Source organism: Streptomyces xylophagus (assembly GCF_000716435.1).
Classification (GTDB): domain Bacteria; phylum Actinomycetota; class Actinomycetes; order Streptomycetales; family Streptomycetaceae; genus Streptomyces; species Streptomyces xylophagus.
In genome coordinates, this window is record NZ_JNWO01000021.1 from 276,647 (window position 1) to 292,243 (window position 15,597).

Annotated in this window: 13 protein-coding genes; 9 read left to right on the plus strand and 4 right to left on the minus strand. The window is 72.0% G+C overall.

Annotated features, from left to right (window positions below; all coding sequences use genetic code 11):
* Positions 1-114: 114 nt before the first annotated feature.
* Both OO70_RS37550 and OO70_RS37555 read left to right on the plus strand, forming a co-directional pair.
* Entirely contained in the window at positions 115-678 is a 564-nt protein-coding gene (locus OO70_RS37550) for a helix-turn-helix domain-containing protein (protein ID WP_043681759.1), read from the plus strand.
* A complete protein-coding gene (locus tag OO70_RS37555) occupies positions 678-1,397 on the plus strand; it encodes a helical backbone metal receptor (RefSeq protein ID WP_043681761.1) in 720 nt (239 codons plus the stop codon). The genes OO70_RS37550 and OO70_RS37555 overlap by 1 nt, the downstream gene beginning before the upstream one ends.
* On the opposite strand, the gene OO70_RS37560 is transcribed toward OO70_RS37555, so the two are convergent.
* Positions 1,324-2,433: a TDT family transporter gene (locus OO70_RS37560; protein ID WP_043681764.1), complete on the minus strand. Its 1,110-nt coding sequence runs from the start codon at positions 2,431-2,433 to the stop codon at positions 1,324-1,326. The genes OO70_RS37555 and OO70_RS37560 overlap by 74 nt on opposite strands.
* Before the next feature lie 70 nt (positions 2,434-2,503).
* Between OO70_RS37560 and OO70_RS37565 the strand changes: the two genes are divergently transcribed.
* Positions 2,504-3,427, plus strand: a complete 924-nt coding sequence (locus tag OO70_RS37565) for a LysR family transcriptional regulator (RefSeq protein WP_051742004.1) — start codon at positions 2,504-2,506, stop codon at positions 3,425-3,427.
* A gap of 67 nt (positions 3,428-3,494) precedes the next feature.
* On the opposite strand, the gene OO70_RS37570 is transcribed toward OO70_RS37565, so the two are convergent.
* Together OO70_RS37570 and OO70_RS37575 are read right to left on the minus strand one after the other, a co-directional pair.
* Positions 3,495-4,199: a gamma-glutamyl-gamma-aminobutyrate hydrolase family protein gene (locus tag OO70_RS37570; protein ID WP_043681766.1), complete on the minus strand. Its 705-nt coding sequence runs from the start codon at positions 4,197-4,199 to the stop codon at positions 3,495-3,497.
* A 137-nt stretch (positions 4,200-4,336) separates the two neighbouring features.
* On the minus strand, positions 4,337-5,071 hold the full coding sequence (locus OO70_RS37575) for a FadR/GntR family transcriptional regulator (RefSeq protein ID WP_043681768.1): 735 nt from the start codon (positions 5,069-5,071) through the stop codon (positions 4,337-4,339).
* Positions 5,072-5,156: 85 nt separating this feature from the next.
* On the opposite strand from OO70_RS37575, the gene OO70_RS37580 reads away from it, so the two are divergent.
* The 4 genes from OO70_RS37580 to OO70_RS37595 are packed head-to-tail and all read left to right on the plus strand — an operon-like array spanning position 5,157 to position 9,974.
* The gene (locus OO70_RS37580) at positions 5,157-6,527 is read left to right on the plus strand and encodes a glutamine synthetase family protein (RefSeq protein WP_043681771.1); all 1,371 of its coding nucleotides are present in this window, start codon (positions 5,157-5,159) and stop codon (positions 6,525-6,527) included.
* Positions 6,528-6,538: 11 nt separating this feature from the next.
* Positions 6,539-7,918: an aldehyde dehydrogenase family protein gene (locus OO70_RS37585; RefSeq protein ID WP_043681774.1), complete on the plus strand. Its 1,380-nt coding sequence runs from the start codon at positions 6,539-6,541 to the stop codon at positions 7,916-7,918.
* Positions 7,915-8,697, plus strand: a complete 783-nt coding sequence (locus tag OO70_RS37590; protein WP_043681777.1) for a 3-oxoacyl-ACP reductase — start codon at positions 7,915-7,917, stop codon at positions 8,695-8,697. The genes OO70_RS37585 and OO70_RS37590 overlap by 4 nt, the downstream gene beginning before the upstream one ends.
* Positions 8,698-8,741: 44 nt before the next feature.
* Positions 8,742-9,974: an HAD family hydrolase gene (locus tag OO70_RS37595; protein ID WP_043681780.1), complete on the plus strand. Its 1,233-nt coding sequence runs from the start codon at positions 8,742-8,744 to the stop codon at positions 9,972-9,974.
* Between the two features lie 19 nt (positions 9,975-9,993).
* On the opposite strand, the gene OO70_RS37600 is transcribed toward OO70_RS37595, so the two are convergent.
* Positions 9,994-11,196 (minus strand): amino acid deaminase/aldolase, encoded by a 1,203-nt coding sequence (locus OO70_RS37600; RefSeq protein ID WP_043681783.1) that lies wholly within the window; start codon positions 11,194-11,196, stop codon positions 9,994-9,996.
* A 2,134-nt stretch (positions 11,197-13,330) separates the two neighbouring features.
* Between OO70_RS37600 and OO70_RS37605 the strand changes: the two genes are divergently transcribed.
* Positions 13,331-14,419, plus strand: coding sequence for a hypothetical protein (locus tag OO70_RS37605; RefSeq protein WP_234337028.1), 1,089 nt, complete (start codon positions 13,331-13,333; stop codon positions 14,417-14,419).
* Positions 14,416-15,591 carry a type VII secretion-associated serine protease mycosin gene (gene mycP / locus OO70_RS37610; protein WP_043681788.1) on the plus strand — a complete coding sequence of 392 codons (1,176 nt, stop codon included), beginning with the start codon at positions 14,416-14,418 and terminating at the stop codon, positions 15,589-15,591. Before OO70_RS37605 ends, mycP begins: the two co-directional genes overlap by 4 nt.
* Positions 15,592-15,597: the final 6 nt, after the last annotated feature.

A 15,597-nucleotide genomic window follows, 5' to 3' on the forward strand; every position in this document is an offset into this window, starting at 1 on the left:
GCGCATGAAACGGTTTGCCGAACATGCGTAGGGTGCAGAGAACTCATCAGAGGCAGTTTCAGATGTAGCGACAGAAGCAACCAGGACCGACGAGCGAAGGAGGGAGCCGGAGCGATGGGCGACCACAAAGAACAGCCCCTTCGGGTGGGTGCGGCCGTACGGCGGCGACGCCGTGCGCTCTCGCTGACCCTCGCCGTCGTGGCCGAACGCAGCGGCCTGTCGGTGCCCTTCCTGAGCCAGGTCGAGAACGACCGCGCCCGCCCCAGCCGAAGCTCCCTGGAGAAGGTGGCCGACGCCCTGCGCACCACGGCCGTCGAACTCCTCGCCGCCGCCGACCCCGCGTGCAGCGTCGACGTCGTCCGCGCCGAGGAACCCGAGTCGGCCGCACCCCGGATGCGTTCCCTTGTGCGGGGTCACCACCAGCTGCATGCCTCGGAGTTCACCGGCGACCACGACGCCGGGCGCGAATTCCAGCACCGCAACGACGAGTTGATGTACGTCGCGGACGGCGCCGTCGAGATCGAGGCGGAGGGCCGTGCGTACCGCCTCGTGCGCGGCGACACGATGTACCTCACCGGAGGCGTCCGGCACCGCTGGCGCGCGACCGTGCCGGACACCCGGGTGGTCGTGGTCGCGGTGGCCGAGCACATCGAGGCGGTCCAGGACCGCCCGCGCTGATGCGCGTCGTCTCCCTCGTACCGTCCCTGACCGAGGCGATCGCCGTGTCGGCGCCGGGAGTTCTGGTCGGTGCGACCGACTGGTGCAGCCATCCGCCCGACCTCGACGTCACCCGCGTCGGCGGCACGAAGAACCCGAAGCTCGACCCGATCCTCGCCCTCGCCCCCGACCTCGTGATCGCCAACGAGGAGGAGAACCGCGCGCCGGACCTGGCGGCCTTGCGGGAGGCGGGTGTTGGGGTCCTGGTCACCGAAGTGCGTGACGTCCCGCAGGCGTTCCGCGAACTGGCCCGGGTGCTCGACGCGTGCGGAGCGTCGCTACGACCGCGCTGGCTGGACGTGGCCGAGCGGGCATGGGCTGAACTCCCGGCCCCCGAAAGCCGATTGACCGCCGTCGTCCCCGTCTGGCGCCGCCCCTGGATGGTGCTGGGCCGGGACACCTTCGCGGGCGATGTGCTGTCCCGGCTGGGCGTGGAGAACGCGTACGCGGCGCACGCCGAGCGCTATCCGCGCGCCACGGTCGAGGAGTTGCGGGCGAGCGCCCCCGACCTGGTGGTCCTCCCGGACGAGCCGTACCGCTTCACGGCGGACGACGGCCCGGAGGCCTTCCCGGGCCTGCCCTGCGCGCTGGTCAGCGGCAGGCACCTCACCTGGTACGGGCCGTCACTGGCCGAGGCGCCACGGGTGCTGGGCGCGGCCCTGCGAGCAGCTCACCGCTGACCAGCCCGCGTGCCGTGTGCCAGGTGGCGGTGGCCCAGGCGGCGACCAGCACGCCGTAGAGGAGGATCGCGAGCCCGTCGTAGACGGCGAGGCCGGTGTGCCGGGACAGGGTCTCGGCGCCGGTGACGCAGGTGCCGACCGGGAAGGTGAACGCCCACCAGGTCATCGAAAAGCCCATGCCCCGGCGGCGGGCGCGGACGACGTGCGCGGTGGCGAGGCCGAACCAGAGCAGGGCGAAGCCCATGACGGGGACGCCGTAGAGAACGGCGAGGAGGCTGAAGCCCTGGGCGTCGGGGGCCGGTACGACTCCCGGGGCGAAGTCCGCGAACTTGCCTACGGCGGTGATGGATTGACCCAGCGGACCCAGTACGAGGAAGAGCGTCGGGGTGAGCGCGAGGGGCAGCGGTCCGCCGGCGACGAGCCGGGCGAAGACCAGCGGCAGCATCAACAGGGTTGCCAGCAGGCTCAGTCCGAACATCGCGAAGCACGCGAGGAGCAGGGTCTCCCGGGGCTGTCCGGGCGGCAGGTGGGGCACCAAGAGCGGTCCGAGGGCGGCGGACACCATGGGGGCGACGACGGGCAGCAGCCACACGGGGGTCGCCTGCGCGGGGTGCACGTGATGCCGTACGGCCATCAGGTACGGGACGGCGACGGCGGCCGTGAGCCCGACGGCCGTACCGGCCGCGAACAGCACGGCATCGAGTACGACCGCCGCCCGCATCCCGATCCAGTCCTGCCCGACGACCAGGGCACCGCCGCCCACCGCCAGCAGGGCCATCGCGAGGCAACCGTAGAACGGGGCCATCGCGGGATCGTGGAGGTGGGCGCGGGCCTGGTCGCGGTGGTGGGTCCAGTGCAGGGTGCGGGCGGCGAGCAGGGCCAGGAGCATCGCGAGGGAGAGGGCCCAGACGGCGGTGCAGGCCGTGCGCAGCCCCGGGAGGTGGCCAGGGAGCCCGGCACCGGCCGTGGCGACGATGGCGGTGCCCATGACGGAGGCGTACCAGTTGGGTCCGAGGTGACGAACGGCGGTGACCATGCCTTCACCGTCTCGCGGGCTGAGACACGCGACCAGGGAGTATCTGTCTATGGGGACATAAACTGGATTTATGAGCAACGGTGAGACGGGTGAGCAGCGGGAGGGGTCCATAGCGCACCGGGTGCCGGACCTGGGCGCGCTGGAGCTGCTCCTGGCGGTGGCACGGCTCGGCAGCCTCGGCGCCGCGGCCCGCGAACTGGGCATCACCCAGCCGGCCGCCAGCAGCCGTATCCGCTCCATGGAACGGCAACTCGGCGTCGCTCTGGTCGACCGCTCCCCACGCGGCTCACGCCTCACGGACTCCGGGGCCCTGGTCACCGACTGGGCCCGCCGGGTCGTCGAGGCGGCCGCGGCCTTCGACGCCGGTGCCCAGGCGCTACGGCATCGCCGCGACTCCCGGCTCCGCGTCGCAGCGTCGATGACCATCGCCGAGTACCTGCTCCCGGGTTGGCTGCTGGCCCTCCGCTCCCAACGCCCCGACACAGCCGTCTCGTTGCTGGCCGGCAACTCGACGACGGTCGCGGAACAGCTGCTGTCCGACGAGGCGGACCTGGGCTTCGTGGAGGGCCTGTCGGTCCCGCCCGGCCTCGACTCGACGGTGATCGCCCACGACCACCTGATCGTCGTCACGGCCCCGACCCACCCCTGGGCCCGCCGCCGACGCCCGGTCCCGGCAGAGGAGTTGGCGTCCACACCGCTGATCCTCCGTGAGAAGGGCTCAGGCACGAGGCAAGTACTGGACGCAGCCCTGGGCGGCCTGGCCCGCCCCCTCATCGAGTTGTCCTCCACTACGGCGGTCAAGGCGTCGGCGGTGAGCGGAGCGGGGCCGGCTGTCCTGAGCGAACTGGCGGTGGGCGAGGAACTGTCGATGCGGAGGCTGGTCCGCATCCCGGTGGAAGGGGTGTCCCTGGCCCGGGACTTGAGGGCGGTATGGCCTACGGGGCATCGACCTACGGGACCGGCAAGGGAGTTGCTGTCCCTGACCCGGGGTTAGCGCCCCGCCCTGGGGGCTCCGCCCCCAGCCCCCCGACCTATGCCCACCCACCACCCGACTCGGTGGGTCAAGAGATGCGCGCCCCAGCCGCCGTCGCCGCCTCCACCAACGCCCGCATCACCCGCAGATCCTCGCCCATCTCCGGATGCCACTGCACCCCCAACACCCAGTCTGCGGAGGGGAGTTCGATCGCCTCTGGGGTGCCGTCCTCGGCCCAGGCCGATATCGTGAGGCCTGTGCCCAGGCGGTCCGCGGCCTGGTGGTGGAAGGTGGGTACCGAGGTCTCCTCGGGTACAGCGGACGCGTACAACGTTCCCGGTACCGGCTTGACCTTGTGGTGGCCGAAGACGCCCGGGGTCTCCGCGTGACCGTCGATGTGCTGGGCGAGGGTGCCGCCGAGGGCGACGTTCAGGAGCTGCATTCCCCGGCAGATGCCCAGGAGCGGCACGCCGGCTGTCAACGCGGCCTCGATCAGGGCGAGTTCCCAGGCGTCGCGGGCGAGAGCGGGCGGGCCGGTGCGGGGGTCGCGCTCCGCGCCGTAGCGGACCGGTTCGACGTCGGGGCCGCCGGCGATCACCAGGCCGTCGAGGCGGGCGACGGTGGCCGCGGCGTGCTCGGGGGAGTCCGGCGGCAGCATCGCGGCGAGGCCGCCCGCGCGCTGGACGAGCCGTGGGTAGCCGGCGGGCAGCAGCGCCGCCTCCAACTGCCATGTGCCCCAATGCGCTTCGGCCTCCAGGTATGTACTGATGCCGATCAGCGGCCTGCCCGCCATGCGTCCTCCCACCTGAAGCAACCGAAGGGCCCGGAGCAATGGATTGCATCCGTACCTTTGCAGGGGCTACTTTCGCCGAGGGTGACCCCGAAGGGCAAGGTCCACCTGCGCCCCGCCCCCGCCCCCGCCCCGCAGGGCTACGTCAGGAACCCCCGCAGCAGCGCCGCCGTCCCCGCGCAGTGCTCCCGCATCATCTCCCGCGCCCCGTCCGCGTCCCCGTCCAGCACCGCCTCCACCAGCGCGATGTGCTGCCGCTGCGAGTGCTCCAGGTTGCGGACGAGGAGGGGGATGCAGTCGAGGAGGTCGTTCACCGTGGCCCGTACCGCCGCGTACTGCGCGGTCAGGGTCGGTGAACCGCACAGCTCGGCCAGGGTGAGGTGGAGGAGCGTGTCCAGGCGGCGGTAGTCGGCGAGCGGGGCGTCGTGCGTGCGGGCGAGGGCGTCGCGCAGGCGGCCCGCCTGTTCGGCGGTCAGGCCGTGCGTCGCGCACAGGCCGGTCGCGCCGACCTCCAGCACCTCGCGGAAGCGCAGCACGTCCTCGATGTCGACGACGCTGATCCGGCGCCGCAGCTCGTCCTCGCCGCCGGCGTCCGACTTCGGCAGGACGAACGTCCCGCCGTAGCGTCCGCGCCGCGACTCCACCAGACCCTGGTCCTGCAGTACCTTCAGAACCTCGCGCAGCGTGACCCGACTGATCCCGAGCCGCTCGGCCAGCTCCCGCTCGGCCGGCAACCGTTCCCCCCCCGGCACCAGACCCAGCCGCACGACCTGCAGAATCTGTTCCAGCGCCTCTTCGAAGCCGTTGCCCGCCCGCACCGGCCGCAGTACCGGGGTCAACCGGTCCTCAAGCCCGTTCTCCGCATCCAGCGACATATGGCGGCACCCCCTTCCCAAGCAATGGTTCTCCGCAATACCTTATGGCTTCCGGCTGACCGTAGAAGCCGAAGGAGGCTTTCCCGTGGCAGACCGCACACCCCCACTGAGCGTCGAGGAACTCCAACGCCTCGTTGCCAGTGGTGAGATCGACACTGTCGTCCTGGCCTTCCCCGACATGCAAGGGCGGCTCCAGGGCAAGCGGTTCGCCGCCCCCTTCTTCCTGGACGACGTGCTCCGGCACGGCACCGAGGGCTGCAACTACCTTCTCGCCGTCGACACCGAGATGAACACGGTCGACGGCTACGCCATGTCCTCCTGGGAGCGCGGTTACGGCGACTTCGCCATGCACCCGGACCTGTCCACCCTCCGCCGTGTGCCCTGGAACGCCGGCACCGCCATGCTGATCGCCGACCTCGCCTGGAACGACGGATCGCCGGTGGTCGCCGCACCCCGCCAGATCCTGCGCCGCCAGCTGGAGCGCCTTGCCGAGCACGGTTTCACCGCGCAGGTCGGTACGGAGCTGGAGTTCATCGTGTTCAAGGACACGTACGAACAGGCCTGGGACGCCAACTACAGAGGGCTCACGCCGGCCAACCAGTACAACATCGACTATTCGGTGCTCGGCACCGGGCGCATCGAGCCGCTGCTGCGCCGCATCCGCAACGAAATGGCCGCTGCGGGCCTGACCGTCGAGTCCGCCAAGGGCGAGTGCAATCCCGGCCAGCACGAGATCGCCTTCCGCTACGACGACGCCCTCGTCACCTGCGATCAGCACGCCGTCTACAAGACCGGCGCCAAGGAGATCGCCTCGCAGGAAGGCGTCTCGCTGACCTTCATGGCGAAGTACAACGAACGCGAGGGCAACTCCTGTCACATCCACCTCTCGCTCGGCGACGGCGAGGGCGGCAACGCCATGGCGGGGTCCGCCGACGACCCCGGTGGCATGTCCGAGGTCATGCGGTACTTCCTCGCCGGGCAGCTCGCCGCGCTCCGCGACTTCTCGCTGCTCTATGCCCCGAACATCAACTCGTACAAGCGGTTCCAGCCCGGTTCGTTCGCGCCGACCGCCGTCGCCTGGGGGTACGACAACCGCACCTGCGCGCTGCGGGTCGTCGGCCACGGACGCTCGATGCGCTTCGAGAACCGGCTGCCCGGTGGGGATGTCAATCCGCATCTGGCGGTGGCAGGGCTCGTCGCGGCCGGGCTCTACGGCATCGAGCACAAGCTGGAGCTGCCGGAGGCCTGCGCGGGCAACGCCTACAGCGGCGACTACGCGCACGTTCCCACCAACCTCCGCGAGGCCGCCGAGCTGTGGGAGAACAGCCCGATCGCCAAGGCCGCCTTCGGCGACGAGGTCGTCGCGCACTACCGCAACATGGCGCGCGTCGAACTGGAAGCCTTCGACGCCGCCGTCACCGACTGGGAGCTGCGTCGCTCCTTCGAACGTCTGTGAGAGGTCCTTCGTTGTCCAACCAGCTTGAACTCCAGGTGCTCAACCCCGCCACCGAGGAGGTCGTCGCCACCGTCCCGGCCGCCACCGCGGCCGACGTGGACGCCGCCGTCGTACGCGCCGCGCGGGCCCAGGCGAAGTGGGCCGCGCTCCCGCCCGCCGACCGGGCCCGCCTGCTGCGCCGCTTCGCGGCCACGGTCGATCAATACCTCGAAGAACTGGCCCAGTTGGAGGTGCGCGAGGCCGGGCACACGGTCGGCAACGCCCGCTGGGAGGCCGGGAACGTCCGTGATCTGCTCGACTACGCGGCCGGGGGAGTGGAGCGGCTGACGGGCCGGCAGATCCCCGTCGCGGGCGGTCTCGACATCACGATCCTCGAACCGCTGGGCGTGGTGGGCGTGATCGCGCCCTGGAACTTCCCCATGCCGATCGCCGCCTGGGGCACCGCACCGGCACTCGCGGCGGGCAACGCGGTCATCCTCAAGCCGGCCGAGACGACCCCGCTGACCGCGCTCCGGCTGGCCGAACTCGCCCTGGAGGCAGGTCTTCCCGAGGGCCTCTTCCAGGTGCTGCCCGGGCACGGCCCGGTCGCGGGCACCGCGCTCGTCGAGCACCCCGGCGTCGCGAAGATCGTGTTCACGGGGTCAACGGCCGTAGGCAAACAGGTGTTGGCGAAGGGGTCGGCGCTCCTCAAGCGCGTCACCCTCGAACTCGGCGGCAAGAGCCCCAACATCGTCTTCGCCGACGCGGACATCGAGGCCGCCGCAGCCGCGGCCCCCATGTCCTTCCTCGACAACTCCGGCCAGGACTGCTGCGCCCGCACCCGCATCCTCGTCCAGCGCAGCGCCTACGACCGCTTCCTGGAACTCCTGACCCCCGCGATCGAGGGGGTGACGGTCGGCGACCCCGCCGACGAGACGACGGACATGGGCCCGCTGATCTCCAAGGTCCAGCTGGAGCGCGTCCGTTCGTACGTCACGGACGACCTCGACGGCATCCGGGGCAAGGCTCCCGAAGGCCCCGGCTTCTGGTTCCCGCCGACGGTGGTGACCGGCGTCGACCCGCACGCACGCGTGGCCGTCGAGGAGGTCTTCGGCCCCGTCGCCGTAGTGCTCCCCTTCGAGGACGAGGCGGACGCGATCCGCCTGGCCAACGCCACCGACTACGGCCTCTCCGGCTCCATCTGGACCCGTGACGTCGGCCGCGCCCTGCGCGTCTCGGGGGCCGTCCGGGCCGGCAACCTGTCCGTCAACTCCCATTCCAGCGTCCGCTATTGGACCCCTTTCGGCGGCTTCAAGCAGTCGGGGATCGGCCGCGAACTGGGCCCGGACGCGCTCACCGCCTTCACCGAAACCAAGAACGTCTTCATCAGCACGGAGGGCCCCGCACAGTGACCTCAGAGATTGTTTGCCGGCGTCTCGTCGGCCGTACCGCCGTCATCACCGGAGCCGGCAGCGGCATCGGTCTCGCCACCGCGCGCCGGCTCGCCTCCGAGGGCGCGCACGTCGTCTGCGGCGACATCGACGAGACCCATGGCAAGGCGGCGGCCGACGAGGTCGGCGGGCTGTTCGTGAAGGTCGACGTCACCGACCCCGAGCAGGTCGAGGCGCTGTTCAAGGCGGCCTTCGACACCTACGGCAGCGTCGACATCGCCTTCAACAACGCGGGCATCTCGCCGCCCGACGACGACTCCATCCTCGACACGGGCCTGGAGGCCTGGAAGCGCGTCCAGGACGTCAACCTCACCTCCGTGTACCTGTGCTGCAAGGCCGCCATCCCGTACATGCGCCGTCAGGGCAAGGGCTCCATCATCAACACGGCGTCCTTCGTGGCGAGGATGGGCGCGGCCACGTCCCAGATCTCCTACACCGCGTCCAAGGGCGGTGTGCTGGCCATGTCCCGTGAACTGGGCGTGCAGTTCGCCCGCGAGGGCATCCGCGTCAACGCCCTCTGCCCGGGCCCGGTGAACACCCCGCTCCTCCAGGAGCTGTTCGCCAAGGACCCCGAGCGCGCCGCGCGCCGCCTGGTCCACATCCCGGTCGGCCGCTTCGCCGAGGCGACCGAGATCGCCGCGGCCGTCGCGTTCCTGGCCAGCGACGACTCGTCCTTCGTCAACGCCGCCGACTTCCTGGTGGACGGCGGCATCTCGGGCGCGTACGTCACACCCCTGTAGGAAATAAGCCGTAAAAACTCATCAAACCGGTACGGTCCACGCGTATGCGACACCTTCTCGCGTGGACCCTGGGCGCGGCCGCCGCCTTGGCGGCCGCGCCCACCGCCCCCGTGCCGACGACTCACCCGAACTGCCCGCGTCTGTCCGCCAGTTGGTACGGCGACGACCGTGCCCGCCTCCAGCGGGTGATCTGCTCACGGATGGGCGGCGACCACCCGGTGGCCGTCTTCGACTGGGACAACACGGTCACCAAGAACGACGTCACCGACGCCACCCTCGCCTGGGCCCTGAAACACGACAAGCTCCTCCGACCGGCCCACTGGACCGACACGAGCGAGTGGCTGACGCCGACGGCCGACAGGACTCTGACGAAGGCCTGCGGCACGTCCGTACCGGCGGGCATCCCCCTCCCGACCGCCGCGAACTCCCGCTGCACGGACGAGATCGCCGAGATCCGCGAGACCGGCACGACGACGAGCGGCGCCCCGGCCTTCGCCGGCACCTGGAACCACCGCCGTACGGTCCCGCAGTACGCGTGGGTACCCCAGCTCTTCACGGGCCGCACCCCCGCCGAACTGGCGTCCTACGCCCGGGCAGCCCGCCGCGAAGCCCTGATGGCCCCCATCGGCGCGACCCAACTCCTGGGCACCCACAGGGTCCCGGCCTTCATCCGCTACTACGACCAGCAGCGCGACCTGATCCACACCCTCCAACGGGCCGGATTCGACGTCTACATCGTCTCGGCCGGCGCCGAACCGATCACGGAGGTCTGGTCCCAGGGCGTGGGCATCGACGGACCCCACACCATCGCGATCCGCTCGCTCCTCGACCGGCACGGCCGCATCACCCCGTGGAACACCGGCTGCGGCGACATCCCGGCGACCCGCGGCGAGGCGATCCCGTACATCGACGGCAAACGCTGCTGGATCAACCAGGAGATCTACGGAATCCAGGGCAACGAAGCCTGGAGGCGGGCGAGTTGGCGGCACCGTCCGGTGATCGCGGGCGGCGACGCCGACACCGACGTGACGTTCGTCGGCGACGCCACCGGCGCCCACCTCGTCGTCAACCGGAACAAGGCCGAGCTGATGTGCCGGGCGTACGACGACGAGGACGGGCACTGGCTGGTCACGCCGATGTTCATCGACCCGCTGCCGCGCAGACCCGACCCCTACCCGTGCTCGACGACGGCCTACACGGCGCCGGACGGCACCCACAACCCCCTTCTGCGGGAGGACGGTTCGCCGGTGCCCGACCAACAGGACGCGGTCTACTGACAGTTGACGGCTGCTGGGGCTACAGGAAGGTGTGGCCCTCGCCGCGATAGGTCGGGACGGTCGCCGTCACCGTGTCGCCCTCGATCAGGTGCAACACGTCGAACCGCTCGCACAGTTCACCCGCCTTGGCGTGCCGGAACCACACCTTGTCGCCGATGAGCAGGTCGTCGGCGGGGGAGCCGAGCAGCGGCGTCTGCACCTCGCCGGGGCCCTCCTGGGGGTCGTAGCGCAGACCCTCCGGCAGGTACGGCACCGGGAGCCGGTCGGGGCCTGCGGCGCCGGAGGCGGGGTAGCCGCCGCCGAGGACGGTGACGACGCCGACGCCCGGGCGCCGTACGACGGGCTGGGCGAAGAGCGCGGCCGGACGGCCGGTGAACGACGTGTAGTTGTCGAAGAGGCGCGGCACGTACAGACCGGAACCGGCCGCGATCTCGGTCACCGAGTCCTCGGCGGCGGTGTACTGGACACTGCCGGTGCCGCCGCCGTTGACGAACTCCAGGTCGGGCACCACGGCCCGCACCGCCCGCACCACTTCCGCGCGCCGCTCGGCGAGTTCGCGCTTGGCGGTGGCCTGCATCAGCCGGATGGCGCGGGAGCGGAAGGGCCGCCCCGCGACGGAGTCACCGACGCCGGCGATGTGGCCCTCGTAGGCCATGATCCCGACGACCTTGAAGCCGGGGCGGCGGGACACCGTCCGTGCGATGTCGGCGAGTTGGGCGGGGGAGCGGAGGGGTGAGCGGAGCGCGCCGACGCGGACCCGGCCGCCGAGCATCCGCAGCGAGGTGTCCAACTCCAGGCAGACGCGCACGACTTCGGTGCCGCCGTCGCGTGAGTCGTCGATGAGCTTGAGCTGTGCCGGGTCGTCGATCATCACGGTGACGGCGGAGGCGAGCTTGGGGTCGTTGGCCAGTTCGCCGAAGGCGGCGTGGTCGGCGGAGGGGTAGGCGAGGAGGACGTCGTCGAAGCCGGAGCGGGCGAGCCAGAGGGACTCGGCCAGGGTGAAGGACATCAGGCCCGCGAAGCCGTCCCTGGCCAGCACCCGTTCGAGCAGGGTTCGACAGCGGACGGACTTGCTCGCGACGCGGACCGGCTTGCCGCCGGCCCGGCGGACGAGGTCGTCCGCGTTGGCATCGAAGGCATCCAGGTCGACGATCGCGACGGGGGCGTCGAGGTGGGCGGTGGCCCGGTCGTAACGGGCCCGGTCGGCGGCGCGCGCAGTCATGAACGCAGCCTGCCAGACAGGATTACCGCAGGGTAGGGGGACGTTCCGGGCAGATGCCCCGGGGGCGTGGACTGGTTCCCGTTCGAGCGGGGGCAACCCGTAGAGTGACGCGCACGCACGGAGGAAACGCCGCCGGTCGTTCGACCGCGCCCGGGATGGCGGTCCGCCGCTGCGGGTATGCGTGCCCGGGACGACTTTGTATTTGTGTGCGTGCCAGGTGAGGGCGGGGCGGACGTCGGTCCGTATACGAGCAGGGGCAGGAGAACACCGGCCCGCATACGGACAAACGGTGGCCCGGGTACGAGGAAACGGGGGGTGCATGAGCACGGAAGCGCGGCGCGCCCCCGTACCGCCACACCCCACGAACCCGACGAACTCGGCGGCCGGGCCGTCGTCGGACGACGTAACAGGCGAGGACTTGGACCAACCGCATTCCGGCTCGACGGGCAGTTCGGGTAGTTCGGGTTCGGCATCGGGGCCCGGTTCGGGGTCCCCGTCGGCGTCTGCTTCGGGGTCCGGTCCGGTTTCGGACGGGCCGGGTGCGCAGGGTGCCGCGAGCCGGCCGGCTGCGCCGAACAGGCCTGGTACGCCGGGTAGTTCGGGTGCGCCGACGAACGGTGGTGCCGTGGACGGGCGCCCCGTTTCGGGGGCCGCCTGGGGGTCCGCCGGAGTTCCGGGAACCGGGCGCGCACCGTCCGCAACGGGTTCTGACGTGCCGCCGCGCTCGGCAGCGAGCGGGAGCGACGGCTTCGGTTCCGCATCGTGGGGCGGCGACGGCCGACCCGGTGAGTCGTGGTGGGACGGCGGGGACGGGAGACGCACGGCACCGCAGCCCAAGGGGACCGACGCCCGTACCGTGACGTCCTGGGGCAACGGTCCCGACGGGCGTACCGTGCCGCCGGGCAACGGCCCTGATGCGGGCACGGCGTTTTCGGGCAACGCCCCTGACGCTCGGACCGAATCTTCGAGCAACGGCTCCGACCCTCGTACCGCGACCCGGAACGACGGCTCCGACGCCCGCAACGGGTTTGGTTCCGGTTCCGCCTCCGTCCCCTCCGGCAACCGGCCGCGCTTCCCCGGCCTGCGGCCCTTCTCACCCCGTGCCGCCGACCCCGTGAGTCCACCGCCTCCGCCGGCCTCGGCACGCTTCCCGGACACACCGCCCGCGCCCGGTGGCGACCCGCGTCGCGCGAACCCCGAAGCACCGGGTGCCGTGCCACCCCGGCCGCCCCACCGCCCCACGGCGGCACAGGGTGGGGGCGAAGCGCAGCGGGAGACCAAGCCGGAGACGGCCGCCCCCTTCCGCCCGACCGCATCCGGCGGCGCGGACACCCCGTCCCGTTCCGGTGACCCGCGGCGCCCTGCGGCCGAGCCCCGGCGCGAGGCATCCGACCAACGGCGTCAGGACTCCGCCCACCCGGCGAGACCTGCCGGCTCCGCTGTCCCGCCCCGTCCCGAGGGCGAGGGCCCGAGCCAGTCGTCCGACTGGATGCGCCAGGACTCTCCTCGCCCGGCGACCTCTGCGGGCCCGGCTGTGCCTCCGCGCCCTGAGGGTGAGGGTCCGCGTCGGTCGTCGTCCGATGGGCAGCGTTACGTTCCTACCCGTCCGGGGACGACTGCGGGCTCGGCCACTCCGCCGCGTCCCGCAGGCGAGGACGCGCGCCGGGCATCCGACTCGCGGCGCCCTGAGGGTGAGGCCCCGCGTCGGTCGTCGTCCGATGGGCAGCGTTACGTCCCCACCCGTCCGGGGACGACTGCCGGCTCCGTCACCCCGCCGCGTCCCGCAGGTGAGGCCCAGGGCCAGGCATCCGACCGGCTGCGTCAGAGCTCTCCCCGGCCGGCGACGCCTCCTGGCTCGGCGACGCCTCCCCGCCCCGCGACCGAGCCCCCGAGCCAGTCGCCCGACCGCCCCCGTCAGACCCCCACCCGCCCGGCAACACCTCCTACCTCCGCCGCCACCCCGCCCCGCCCCGCAACCGAGCCCGCACACCCGGCGCCCGATCGCGAACGGTCCACCTCCGACCCCGAACCCCCCTCGGACAGCACCAGCACCAGCACCACTCGGCTTCGGCCGACCGACCCCTGGCGAGGTGAATCGTTCGGGGATCCGACAGGCGGTGCGCCCAGTCGGGGTGTGTGGTCGCCGTCCGGTGCCGGTGCGCCCTATCCCTCCGGGACTCGTGCCTCCGAGGCCGAACCCGCCGAGCACGCCGTATCGGGCCTCGGCTCGGTCGTCGACGACATCGGTGACGACACCCGTGCCTGGTCCCCCTCCACTCCCGGAACCCCGACGCACCCCGGGGCCAACTCGGCCCCCGATCCCGCCTTTTCGTGGAGCGCGCCCGTGAATCCCGGCGGTGGGCGGCCAGTTGTGTCGTTCGGGGAGCCCGAGGGGTACGACGAGCGGGTGCGGGCGCGGCCGTTGGGGGCGCGGATACGCACCCGTACCGCCGCCGTCGCCGCCTGTGTCGTGCTCGGTCTCGGGCTCATCGGCGGTGCGGTGACCGGGAGTTGGCTCACCGGGGACGACGGGGTCGACGGCAAGGCCAGTACCTTCGCCGCTGCCGGACAGCTGTGGCACAGCGTGCCCGTCGACCAGCTGTTCCCGCCCACCGTGACGGGACAGGGCGCGGGTCCCGGCGGCGCCGACCGCACCTGGACCCGGATCGCCGTGGCCCCGGACACCGGCTGCACGGGCGCCTTCGACCCGCTGCTGCGCGACGTCCTCGCCCCCGTCGGCTGCCAGCGGCTCCTGCGCGCCACCTACACCGACGCCACCCAGAGCTACGTCACCACCGTCGGCATCCTCTTCACCAAGGCCGACATCACCGCGATGACCGCCCTGTCCACCCGGTTCAAGAACGAGAACCTCGGCAACCGGACCGACCTCATGCCCCGCCCGTACGCGGCCAAGGGAACCCTCGCCGCCGCCTTCGGCGACAAACAGCGTGCCTCGTGGACCGTCTCCGTCCTCACCGACGCCCCCGTCGTCGTCTACGCCGTCTCCGGCTGGGCGGACGGCCGCAAGGTCGACGTACCGGAGCCCGCCGACGAAGCCGTCACCTCCGGTGGCACCACGGCCCCCGCCCAGGCGGGTCTCGGCAACGAGGCGCAGGGCCTCGCCGACCGCGTCGAGCGCAGCCTGCGCAAGACCGTCGACTCCCCCTCGGGGACCTCGGACACCTCGTCGAAGCCCTCGAAGACTTCGGAGGAGTCCTCATGAGCGCCATGACCCGTCGGGCCGGTCTGCTGAGCGTCGCCCTCGCCGCCTCCCTCGTCCTGGTGCCCTCCACCGTCGCGCACGCCGACGGCATACGCGCTCAGGAATGGGCCCTGGACGCCATGCACACCCAGGAGGCCTGGCAGACCACCAAGGGCAAGGGCATCACCGTCGCCGTCCTGGACACCGGCGTAGAGGCCGACCACCCCGACCTCGTCGGCAACGTCCTCACCGGCAAGGACATGGTCGGCTTCGGGGCCAAGCCGGGCGACCGGGCGTGGGCCCGTCACGGCACCGCCATGGCCGGCATCATCGCCGGGCACGGACACGGCCCCGGTGACGACGACGGCGTCATCGGCATCGCCCCGGAGGCCAAGATCCTCCCCGTCCGCGTGATCCTCGAGGACGGCGACTCCGCCCGCGGCAAGGCCCGCACCACCCGCGGCAACGCCCTTGCGGACGGCATCCGTTGGGCCGCCGACCACGGCGCCGACGTCATCAACCTCTCCCTCGGCGACGACTCCGCCTCCGCACACCCCGAGCCCGCCGAGGACGAGGCCGTGCAGTACGCCCTGAAGAAGGGCGTCGCCGTCGTCGCCTCGGCCGGCAACGGCGGCGAGAAGGGCGACCACGTCTCCTACCCGGCCGCCTACCCGGGCGTGATCGCCGCGACCGCCGTCGACCGCTTCGGCACCCGGGCCTCCTTCTCCACCCGCCGCTGGTACGCCACGGTCAGCGCCCCCGGCGTCAACGTCGTCATCGCCGACCCCGACCACAAGTACTACGAGGGGTGGGGGACCAGCGCCGCGTCCGCCTTCGTGTCGGGCGCGGTGGCGCTCATCAAGGCGGCCCACCCGGGACTGACCCCGGCCCAGATCAAGAAGCTCCTCGAGGACACCGCCCGCAACCCCCCGGCGAGCGGTCGCGACGACTCCCGCGGCTACGGCTTCATCGACCCCGCCGCCGCCATCAAGGCCGCCGCCCGCCTCAAGCCGACCGGCCTGAGCTCCGCCGCCTACGGCAAGAAGTACTTCGGCACCGGCCCGGACGCGGCCAAGACCGACAGCGACACGTCCGACTGGGCGGGCCCCCTCGCGGGCAGCGTCGGCGGAGTCCTGCTCGTCGCGGCGGTCGTCCTGTGGCGCGGCCGACGCAAGCGGCACGAGGCCTTCTAGACCCCG

Coding starts and splice junctions, on each gene's coding strand:
- OO70_RS37550 (WP_043681759.1), top strand. CDS start 115: ATGGGCGACCACAAAGAACAGCCCCTTCGGGTGGGTGCGGCCGTACGG.
- OO70_RS37555 (WP_043681761.1), top strand. CDS start 678: ATGCGCGTCGTCTCCCTCGTACCGTCCCTGACCGAGGCGATCGCCGTG.
- OO70_RS37560 (WP_043681764.1), bottom strand. CDS start 2,433: ATGGTCACCGCCGTTCGTCACCTCGGACCCAACTGGTACGCCTCCGTC.
- OO70_RS37565 (WP_051742004.1), top strand. CDS start 2,504: ATGAGCAACGGTGAGACGGGTGAGCAGCGGGAGGGGTCCATAGCGCAC.
- OO70_RS37570 (WP_043681766.1), bottom strand. CDS start 4,199: ATGGCGGGCAGGCCGCTGATCGGCATCAGTACATACCTGGAGGCCGAA.
- OO70_RS37575 (WP_043681768.1), bottom strand. CDS start 5,071: ATGTCGCTGGATGCGGAGAACGGGCTTGAGGACCGGTTGACCCCGGTA.
- OO70_RS37595 (WP_043681780.1), top strand. CDS start 8,742: ATGCGACACCTTCTCGCGTGGACCCTGGGCGCGGCCGCCGCCTTGGCG.
- OO70_RS37600 (WP_043681783.1), bottom strand. CDS start 11,196: ATGACTGCGCGCGCCGCCGACCGGGCCCGTTACGACCGGGCCACCGCC.
- mycP (WP_043681788.1), top strand. CDS start 14,416: ATGAGCGCCATGACCCGTCGGGCCGGTCTGCTGAGCGTCGCCCTCGCC.